We start from the raw sequence: 7189 nt of genomic DNA, 5'->3' as shown, positions 1-7189 counted from the left end.
TTCAGCCAGATCATGTGTTCGAAGATGTTCGACACCCGGTCCATCCAGACCGCGCCGGCTTCCTCGTTCCAGTGCTGCACAGAGCCGCCCGGGTTGGTGATCTCGTAGGGGCTCATCGTCGCGTCGCCCACGAAGATCACTTTGTAATCGTGGGGATATTTGTGGAGGATGTCGTAGGTGTTCAGCTTCTCGGCGTGACGACGCCGATTGTCCTTCCACACGCTCTCATAGAGGCAGTTGTGGAAGTAGTAGAACTCCATGTTCTTGAACTCGGACCGGGCCGCGGAGAACAGCTCCTCGCAGACCTTGATGTGGCTATCCATCGAGCCGCCGATGTCGAAGAAGATCAGGACGCTGATCTTGTTGCGGCGCTCGGCCCGCAGGTTGATGTCCAGATAGCCTTTTTCCGCGGTGCCGCGGATCGTGGCGTTCATGTCCAGTTCTTCAGGCGCGCCCTCGCGCACCCAGCGGCGCAGGCGGCGCAGGGCCACCTTGATGTTGCGGGTGCCCAGTTCGACGGAGTCGTCGAGGTTCTTGTACTCGCGCTTGTCCCAGACCTTGATCGCCTTGCCGTGGCGGCCCTTGTCCTGGCCGACGCGCACGCCCTCGGGGTGGTAGCCGTTGGCGCCGAAGGGCGAGTCGCCCTTGGGGCCCATGCCGCCCTTGCCCTCGTCGCCCTCGCCCTTGCCTTCCTTAGCGTCCTTCATCCGCTTGGCGAGCTCTTCCATCAGTGCCTCGAAGCCGCCCATGGCCTCGATCTGCGCCTTCTCCTCATCGGTTAGGAACTGGTCTGAGAGCTTCTTCAGCCACTCGGCCGGAATGTCGGAGACGCCGATCCCGTCGACCTTCTCCAAGCCTTTGAAGACGTGGCTGAAAACCTGGTCGAAGCGGTCGAGGTTCTTCTCGTCCTTCACCAGGGCCGAGCGGGACAGGTAGTAGAATTCGTCGACGGTGCGCTCGATGACCACCTTGTCGAGCGCCTCCATGAGCATGAGGTACTCTTTCAGCGTCACCGGGACCTTGGCTTCCCGAAGCTCGGTGAAAAAGCGCATGAACATGGCAGGCTTCCCTAATAGGGGGACGAACGATTGTTTGATCCTCGAAGATGGAGGCCCGCGCGCCGTCTGTCCAGTATGGCGCGTCCGCACAGGTCCTAAAGCGCCGTGGGCAGGCGCTCCTCCCCGCCGGCCTGCGCAGCAGGTCAGGCGGTGGCGCGGGTCTCGACTTCGCGCAGCTTGCGCCAGACGGTCATGCGCGACACGCCGAGGCGGCGGGCGATCTCCACCGGGCCGACCCCGGCCGCTTGGAGGGCGCGGATGTCGTCGATGGCTGAGCGGCCGCGCGGGCACCGGTGCATGCCCAGGGGTTCGACAGAGAGCACCGCCTGCAGGGCCGCGCGCAGGGCCCGGCCGCCTTCGCCCTCGCTGCAGATCTCAGGCTCCACGATGTAGAGGCTGGCTTGGCGTTCCTCGAGCTTGTCGATCACCTGAAGGACGTTGCGGCTGGACCCGGCAAGATGTTCGAGGCGGGTCACGACCAACTGATCGCCCTCGCCAATGAAGTCGAGGATCGAGGACAAGACCGTGGACTCATCGGTCATCGGGCCGGCAGGCTCCTCGGCCCGGACCACATGACACCCGATTGCTTTCAACGTCGCCGTATCGTCCGCCGAGCGTTCGTCACGCAGCCGGACATATCCAATTCTCAACATCCCACCCGTCGCTTTCAGCTACTGCGATGATTGACGCCAAACTCGCAAAAGCCGGGAGCCTCGTCAAAGCGTAGAACCTTAAATCCCCGCAATAATTCTTCGATTATCGGCGTTCAGTTGGCTTCGCCTGCAACGGGACCGGCCTTTCTAAGGGCATTGTTAGAAAACCTATCCGCAAAACGCCTCAGAATGAACTCCCGGTCTGTCGTTGACCCGACTTTGAATCCGTACTCGCCGACCTTTTCGAATCCCGCGCGCTGGTAGAACCGCTGCGCCCCATGGTTTTCAGACCAGACGCCGATCCACAGGTCACGGGCCTCGCCCGCTTCCATCCACGCGAGGGCCTCCACAAACAGCCGTCCGCCCAGCCCTCCGTTCTGAAAGGCCTTCAGGAGGTATAGGCGCTTAAGTTCGCGACAGCTTGATGTGACCTCCGCATGCGGAAGTTCACAGGGGCCGCACTGGGCGTAGCCGACGGCCTCGCCAGCAGCCTCCACCAACCAGAGCGCCTTGGCGGGATCGGCAAGGTCGGCGGCCATCGCCGCGATGCTGTAGGACGCCTCGAGGAAGGCGGCGAGGTCGGCCGGGTCATAGAGGTGGGCGAAGGTGTCGCTGAAGGTCCGGGCGGCCAGATCGGCCAGGACGGGGGCGTCGGCGGGAACCGCGCGGCGGATCGTGATCTCAGGCATTCGGCTCGGAGCGGTTTCGGGGTTAGGATCGATTCGGATGACTGTCGCGCTCTACACCCATGCGGACATGCTCGACCACCGCCCGGGCGCCAGGCACACCGAGCGGCCCGAACGGCTGACCGCCGTGATCGATGCCCTCAGCGACGCCTCCGACCTGGATCTCGAGCCCCGCGACGCGCCGCTTGTTGAACCAAGTGATCTCGCGCGGGTCCACTTGCCCATGTACGTCCAGGCCATCTTCGAGGCCGCGCCCCGCCAGGGGATGCTGATGCTGGACGAGGACACCTACATGTCGCCGGGCAGCCTGAACGCCGCGCGCCGCGCCGCCGGCTCCGTCGTCCAGGCGGTCCGGGACGTGGCCGCGGGCGAGCAGCAAAGGGCCTTCTGCGCCGTCCGCCCACCGGGTCACCACGCCGAGCCGCACAGGCCGATGGGTTTCTGCATCTTCTCCAATATCGCCGTCGCCGCCCGGGTGGCCCAGTCCTGCGGCCTGAAGCGGGTCGCGGTGGTGGATTTCGACGTCCATCACGGCAACGGCACCCAGGCCGCCTTCGCCGGCCATGAGGACCTGTTCTTCGCCTCTGTGCAGCAGTGGCCCATGTGGCCCGGCACCGGCCATCCGGACGAGGCGGTCCCCGCCAACATCAAGAACGCGGTGGTTCCGCCGGGCGCGCCGGCGACGGACTGGCGCAAGGCTTTCGAGAGTCTGATGCCCCATGTCGACGCCTTCGCCCCCGACCTGATCCTGATCTCGGCCGGCTTCGACGCCCACGCCTACGACCCCGTCGGCGACGCCTTCCAGAACCTGGAGGCGCCGGACTTCGATTGGGCGACGCGGGCCATCGCCTCGGTGGCGCGCAAGCACAGCCAGGGGCGGATGGTGTCGTCCCTGGAGGGCGGCTACGGCCTGGAGGCCCTGGGCCGTTCGGCCCTGGCTCACGTCCGCGCATTGTCGGCCGCCTAACCGCGGGCGCCCCGTTGCAGGGCGCGGCGGGCCTCTCTAGGTTGGCACGCTCACCTTCAGGAACCGACATGGCCGACGCCGCTGACATCGATGGGCTTTCGTTCGAGCTGGCCCTGGCCGAGCTTGAGAAGATCGTGGCCCAGCTGGAGTCCGGCCAGGCCCCCCTGGAGCAATCCATCGAACTCTACGAGCGCGGCGCCAAGCTGAAGGCGCACTGCGAATCCCGGCTCGAGGCCGCGCGCCTGCGAGTGGAAAAGATCGTCATGGGCGCTGACGGCGCCCCGGGGGTCGAGGCGGCGGAATTCACCTGATGTCCGAGCTTGCCCACCGGGTGACCGAGGCCGCCGACCTGGTCACCGTCGCGCTGGACGAGCTGCTGCCCCGCGCCGAGGGGCCGGAGGCCCGGCTGACCGAGGCCATGCGCTATGCGGCGCTCGGGCCCGGCAAGCGGCTACGGCCCTTCTTCGCCATCGAGACCGGCAAGATGTTCGATCTGGACGAACGCCCGGTGCTGCGTGCGGCCTGCGCCGTGGAGTGTGTGCACGCCTACAGCCTGGTGCACGACGACCTGCCGGCCATGGACGACGACGAGATGCGCCGGGGCCGGCCCACAGTTCACGTGGCCTATGACGAGGCCACCGCCATCCTGGCCGGGGACGCCTTGCAGGCCGCCGGCTTCGAGATCCTGGCCCATCCCGACACCCACAAGGGCGGCAATGTCCGCGCCGAGATGGTGTTGCGCCTGGCCCAGGCGTCCGGCGCCAGGGGCATGTGCGGCGGCCAGATGATCGACCTGCTGGGGGTGCGCGACGACCTGGGCGCCGTGGCCCGGATGCAGCGCCTGAAGACCGGCGCCCTGATCGCGGTCTCCTTCGAGCTGCCGCTGATCATGGCCCATGCCGGGGAGGGCGAACGCCACGCCCTGATGGGCTTCGCCCAGGACCTGGGCCTGGCCTACCAGATCGTCGACGATCTGCTCGACCATGACGGCGAGGACGCGGTGCTGGGCAAGAAGGCCGGCAAGGACGCCGCCAAGGGCAAGACCAACTACGTCACCCTGCTGGGCGCTGACGCCGCCCGGGAGCGGTTGAATCTGTTGGTCGAGCAGACCAAGGCGCACCTGGATCCCTTCGGTCGCCGGGCTGAATTCCTGCGAGCGAGTGTGGATTTCGTGCTAGAGCGCCGAAACTGATTTCAAGAGATTTGTCCGCGTAACATGCCGCCAAGCACGCCTCTGCTCGACAAGGTCGCCTCGCCCGCCGACACGCGCGGGTTCAATGCTTCTGAGCTGAGGCAGCTGGCGGACGAACTGCGCGCCGAGATGATCGATGTCGTGTCGCAGACCGGCGGGCACTTCGGCGCGGGCCTGGGCGTGGTCGAACTCACCGTGGCCCTGCACCATGTCTACCAGACCCCTGACGACATTCTGATCTGGGACGTCGGCCACCAGGCCTATCCGCACAAGATCCTCACCGGCCGCCGCGATCGCATCCGCACCCTGCGCCAGGGCGGCGGGCTGTCGGGCTTCACCAAGCGCAGCGAGAGCGAATACGACCCCTTCGGCGCGGCCCACGCGGCCACCTCGATCTCGGCGGCCCTGGGCTTCTGCGCGGCGCGCGACGCCCACGGCAAGGACAACCGGGTGGTGGCCGTGATCGGCGACGGCTCGATGAGCGCCGGCATGGCCTATGAGGCGATGAACAACGCCTGCGAGACCACGGGCCAGCTCACCGTCATCCTCAACGACAACGACATGTCCATCGCGCCTCCCGTGGGCGGGATGAGCGCCTATATGGCGAGGCTGGTCTCCGGCGGCGGCTACCAGTCCCTGCGCCATCTGGGCAAGTCGATGGCGCGGGTTCTGCCCAAGGCGCTGCAGGAAGCCGCGCGCAAGGCCGAGGAATACGCCCGCGGCATGGTCACCGGCGGCACCTTCTTCGAGGAGATGGGCTTCTACTATGTGGGCCCCATCGACGGGCACGACATGGACGCCCTGGTGCCGATCCTGAAGAACGCGCGTGAGATCACCGACCGCCCGGTGCTGGTTCACGTGGTGACGCAGAAGGGCAAGGGCTACGCCCCGGCCGAGAGCGCCGACGACAAGCTGCACGCGGTGGTGAAGTTCGACGTGGTGACCGGCCAGCAGGCCAAGTCCGCCCCGGTCGCGCCGCAATATACCAAGGTCTTCGCCCAGGAGCTGATCAAGCACGCCGAGCGCGATCCGAAGATCATCGCCATCAACGCCGCCATGCCCTCGGGCACCGGGCTGGACCTGTTCGGGAAGCGGTTCCCCGAGCGCACCTTCGACGTCGGCATCGCCGAGCAGCACGCGGTGACCTTCGCCGCGGGCCTGGCGGCCGACGGCATGAAGCCGTTCTGCGCCATCTATTCGACCTTCCTGCAGCGCGGCTATGACCAGGTGGTCCACGACGTGGCCATTCAGCGCCTGCCCGTGCGCTTCGCAATGGACCGTGCGGGCCTGGTGGGCGCCGACGGTCCGACTCATGCCGGCTCCTTCGATATAGGCTTCATGGGCGCCCTGCCGGGCATGATCCTGATGGCGCCGTCCGACGAGGCCGAACTGGCCCACGCCGTGGCGACCGCCGTGGCCATCGACGACCGCCCCTCGGCCTTCCGCTATCCGCGCGGAGAGGGCGTGGGCGTGGCCATCCCCGACTTCGCCGCCCCCCTGGAGATCGGCAAGGGCCGCATCGTCCGCGAAGGGACCACGGTGGCCATCCTGTCCCTGGGCACCCGTCTGGCCGAGAGCCTGAAGGCCGCCGACCTGCTCGGCGCGCGGGGCTTCTCCACCACGGTGGCCGACGCCCGCTTCGCCAAGCCGCTGGATATCGAATTGCTGCTGCGCCTGGCCCGCGAACACGAGGCCCTGATCACGGTGGAGGAGGGCTCGATGGGCGGCTTCGGCGCCTTTGTGCTGCAGGCCCTGGCCGAGCACGGCGCCCTGGATCGCGGCCTGAAGGTGCGCACCCTGGTGCTGCCTGACATCTTCCAGGACCACGACAAGCCCGAGATCATGTACGCTCAGGCCGGCCTCGACGCCGAGGGCATTGTGCGCGGCGCGCTCAACGCCATGGGTGTGGACAATGTCTCCGCCGCCGGCGCGGGACGCCGGGCCTAGACCAGCTCCACGCCGAGGATTTCAGCGCATCGAGCCATGCCACTGTCGAAGGTGGCGATTGGCGTCCGGCAACGTGCTGCGATCGCGATGTGCAATGCGTCGGGCGCGCGAAGCGTCAGATCGAAGCGTCTCAGATAGGTCTGAGCCAGCGCGATGTCCGCGGGCGCCGTTTCGACTTTCGTGGCGGACCGCTCCAGCCAGATGTCAAATGTCGCGCAGGCGGCGCGCGCATTCTCGACCGTCAATTCCCGTGTTCGCGTGAGCCGCGCGAGGGTCGACGACAGTTCGGCGCCAGCATAGTCGCTGACCAATACGATGGGTTGCCGCGCGAGGAGGTCTCCCGCCTGCTGCGAGAAGGGATCTTCGGTGAAGAGCGCAACCAGAACGCTAGCGTCTAAGTAGGCGCTCATCGTCCTCATCACGCATGGCGGAGACGATCTCGCCGGAGTTCATCTGGGAATTGCGCCGCGGCACGCGACGCGCGCTCAGCCAGGCGATGTCTTCCGGGGTGATCTCGCGGCCCGGCGAGACCAGAGCTTTCAGTTCCACCATCGGCTTGCCGTGGCGTGTGATCACCACGGCCTCGCCCTTCAGTGCGCGGTCGATCAGGTCGGACAGGTTATTCTTGGCCTCAACGACGCTGTGCTCGCTCATGACCTAAATATAGCCATCGGATGGCTATTTTG

The 7189-nt window shown here is 66.7% G+C and carries 9 protein-coding genes; 4 read left to right on the top strand and 5 right to left on the bottom strand.

Going from position 1 to position 7189, the window contains the following annotated elements:
* From Q8N10_RS08535 to Q8N10_RS08525, 3 genes are all read right to left on the bottom strand, one after another.
* Window positions 1-1058 (bottom strand): VWA domain-containing protein (locus Q8N10_RS08535; RefSeq protein ID WP_305663892.1); only part of this gene is annotated, 1058 nt, incomplete at its 3' end.
* A gap of 143 nt (window positions 1059-1201) precedes the next feature.
* Window positions 1202-1711 carry a recombinase family protein gene (locus Q8N10_RS08530; protein WP_304781992.1) on the bottom strand — a complete coding sequence of 170 codons (510 nt, stop codon included), beginning with the start codon at window positions 1709-1711 and terminating at the stop codon, window positions 1202-1204.
* Between the two features lie 113 nt (window positions 1712-1824).
* Window positions 1825-2400 carry a GNAT family N-acetyltransferase gene (locus Q8N10_RS08525; RefSeq protein ID WP_304781995.1) on the bottom strand — a complete coding sequence of 192 codons (576 nt, stop codon included), beginning with the start codon at window positions 2398-2400 and terminating at the stop codon, window positions 1825-1827.
* Window positions 2401-2437: 37 nt separating this feature from the next.
* On the opposite strand from Q8N10_RS08525, the gene Q8N10_RS08520 reads away from it, so the two are divergent.
* The 4 genes from Q8N10_RS08520 to dxs all read left to right on the top strand — a co-directional run bounded on the left by Q8N10_RS08520 (window position 2438) and on the right by dxs (window position 6503).
* Window positions 2438-3364 carry a histone deacetylase family protein gene (locus tag Q8N10_RS08520; RefSeq protein ID WP_304781998.1) on the top strand — a complete coding sequence of 309 codons (927 nt, stop codon included), beginning with the start codon at window positions 2438-2440 and terminating at the stop codon, window positions 3362-3364.
* A gap of 68 nt (window positions 3365-3432) precedes the next feature.
* Entirely contained in the window at window positions 3433-3675 is a 243-nt protein-coding gene (locus Q8N10_RS08515; RefSeq protein ID WP_304782001.1) for an exodeoxyribonuclease VII small subunit, read from the top strand.
* Window positions 3675-4556: a polyprenyl synthetase family protein gene (locus Q8N10_RS08510; protein WP_304782004.1), complete on the top strand. Its 882-nt coding sequence runs from the start codon at window positions 3675-3677 to the stop codon at window positions 4554-4556. The genes Q8N10_RS08515 and Q8N10_RS08510 overlap by 1 nt, the downstream gene beginning before the upstream one ends.
* 24 nt (window positions 4557-4580) lie before the next feature.
* Window positions 4581-6503, top strand: a complete 1923-nt coding sequence (dxs, locus tag Q8N10_RS08505; RefSeq protein WP_304782006.1) for a 1-deoxy-D-xylulose-5-phosphate synthase — start codon at window positions 4581-4583, stop codon at window positions 6501-6503.
* On the opposite strand, the gene Q8N10_RS08500 is transcribed toward dxs, so the two are convergent.
* Both Q8N10_RS08500 and Q8N10_RS08495 read right to left on the bottom strand, forming a co-directional pair.
* Window positions 6500-6913, bottom strand: a complete 414-nt coding sequence (locus tag Q8N10_RS08500) for a type II toxin-antitoxin system VapC family toxin (protein WP_304782009.1) — start codon at window positions 6911-6913, stop codon at window positions 6500-6502. The genes dxs and Q8N10_RS08500 overlap by 4 nt on opposite strands.
* Window positions 6891-7157 (bottom strand): type II toxin-antitoxin system Phd/YefM family antitoxin, encoded by a 267-nt coding sequence (locus Q8N10_RS08495; RefSeq protein ID WP_304782012.1) that lies wholly within the window; start codon window positions 7155-7157, stop codon window positions 6891-6893. Before Q8N10_RS08495 ends, Q8N10_RS08500 begins: the two co-directional genes overlap by 23 nt.
* Between the last annotated feature and the right edge of the window lie 32 nt (window positions 7158-7189).

Source organism: Phenylobacterium sp. (assembly GCF_030693625.1).
GTDB classification, from domain to species: domain Bacteria; phylum Pseudomonadota; class Alphaproteobacteria; order Caulobacterales; family Caulobacteraceae; genus Phenylobacterium; species Phenylobacterium ferrooxidans.
Note: the sequence above shows the minus strand (reverse complement) of the source record. Positions and strands in the feature narration are given on the sequence as shown.